The sequence below is a fragment of the Dietzia sp. B44 genome, from assembly GCF_014145245.1.
GTDB classification, from domain to species: Bacteria; Actinomycetota; Actinomycetes; order Mycobacteriales; family Mycobacteriaceae; genus Dietzia; species Dietzia natronolimnaea.
Map to the genome: position 1 here is coordinate 5,182 of NZ_JAALEF010000435.1, position 1,599 is coordinate 6,780.

Consider the following 1,599-nt stretch of genomic DNA (forward strand, 5'->3'; position numbering starts at 1 on the left):
CGCGGCGGCCGGCCCCGCTCACCACCCGATCTCGCAATCGGGCGACGATCTCCGCCGGCCCGCCGGGCTGACGGCGGGCCGTGCGGGCCCCGGACACGTCGGCATCCAGGATCCGACGACCCACCACGTGGGACTCGAGGCCGCGCCGCACCACCTCGACCTCGGGGAGTTCCGGCATGTCAGCCCGCGGCCCGGTCCAGGGCGGCCCAGGCCTGCTCGGCGGCCTTCTGCTCGGCCTCCTTCTTGGTCCGACCGACGCCCTCCCCCAGTGGATCGTCACCGACCAGCGCCACCGCGGCGAAGGTCTTGTCGTGGTCCGGCCCGGTGGAGGTGATCTCGTACCGGGCCTTGGGCCGACCGAGCGCCGAACACTTCTCCTGGAGGCTGGTCTTCCAGTCCAACGCCGCACCCAGGGTGGGCACCACGCGGAGGCGCTCACCGATGATCCCCTCGACGATCCCCCGCGCCACCTCCAGACCGTGGGTCAGGTACACGGCGCCGAAGACCGCCTCCAGGGTGTCCGCCAGGATCGAGTGCTTGTCCCGCCCGCCGGTGAGTTCCTCCCCCCTGCCGAGCCTGAGGAGCGCGCCCAGTCCGTCGGGGCCCAGCTCGCGGGCGATGTCCGCCAGGACGTAGGTGTTGACCAGGCTGGCACGGATCTTCGCGAGGTCGCCCTCCGGGCGGTCCGGGTACGCGGTGTAGAGATGTTCGGTCACGACGAGCTCCAGGACGGCGTCGCCGAGGAACTCGAGCCGCTCGTTGTGTGGTAGGCCCCCGTGCTCGTAGGCGTACGACCTGTGGGTCAGCGCCTGTGCGGCCAGCTCCGCGGGGAGCTGCACACCCAGGACCGCGCCGAGCTCCGGGGAGGGGTCCGTCACCCGGCCCCCTCGTCGATCCCGGGGTCCGCGAACTTCTCCGCCAGGCCGGCCCAGCGGGGATCGATGCGTCCCTCGGTGCTGCCCGAGACCCCGTCCGGCGCGGGGGTGTCGGGGTTGACGCAGTCGCTGAGACCGTAGTCCGTGCACGTGGGCGACATCGGGAACTCGAGACCGAAGGCGTCGACCAGGGCGGGTTCCAGGTCCAGCAGGTCTCCGTCGAGCAGGCGCACCTCGTCCTGCTCCGCGCCGTCCGCCGCGGCCGTGCCCTCGACGGCGTACATCTCCGTCAGATCCACGGAGACCTCGCTGGTGAACTCGCCGAGACACCGCGCACATTCCACGGTGGCCCGCCCGGCGACGGTGCCGGTCACCAACACCCCTTCCTCGACGAAGGTCAGGGCCAGATCCAGGTCGACCTCGGCCCCCTGGGGGATCCGGATCAGCTCGACCCCGATGTCCGACGGCAGCACCGCGGCACGCTGGACCTGCGTCATCGCCCCCGGGGACCGGGTGATGCTGCGGGTGTCGAGGACGAGGGAATCGGCGGCCGGGCGGCCTTGGCGTCGCTTGCGGGAGGTGGTGGACACGCCCAGCAGACTACCCGTCTCCGATCAGTAGTCCCCGTACCCGTCGCCGTAGTGATCGCCCTCGCGCGCCCCGCGGCGGCCGGTGGCCTCACGCCGCCCGGCCGGGGTGACGCCGTGGAGCTCCTCGCGCCCGC

3 protein-coding genes are annotated in these 1,599 nt (G+C 72.6%); all 3 read right to left on the reverse strand.

Features of this window, described 5'->3' with window-relative positions; all coding sequences use genetic code 11:
* Positions 1–178: DNA-formamidopyrimidine glycosylase family protein (locus G6017_RS16930; protein WP_277819607.1), on the reverse strand; the 178-nt coding region annotated here is incomplete at its 3' end.
* Position 179: 1 nt separating this feature from the next.
* Positions 180–878: a ribonuclease III gene (gene rnc / locus G6017_RS13630; RefSeq protein ID WP_182610668.1), complete on the reverse strand. Its 699-nt coding sequence runs from the start codon at positions 876–878 to the stop codon at positions 180–182.
* Positions 875–1,465: a YceD family protein gene (locus G6017_RS13635; protein ID WP_182610669.1), complete on the reverse strand. Its 591-nt coding sequence runs from the start codon at positions 1,463–1,465 to the stop codon at positions 875–877. The genes rnc and G6017_RS13635 overlap by 4 nt, the downstream gene beginning before the upstream one ends.
* Positions 1,466–1,599: the final 134 nt, after the last annotated feature.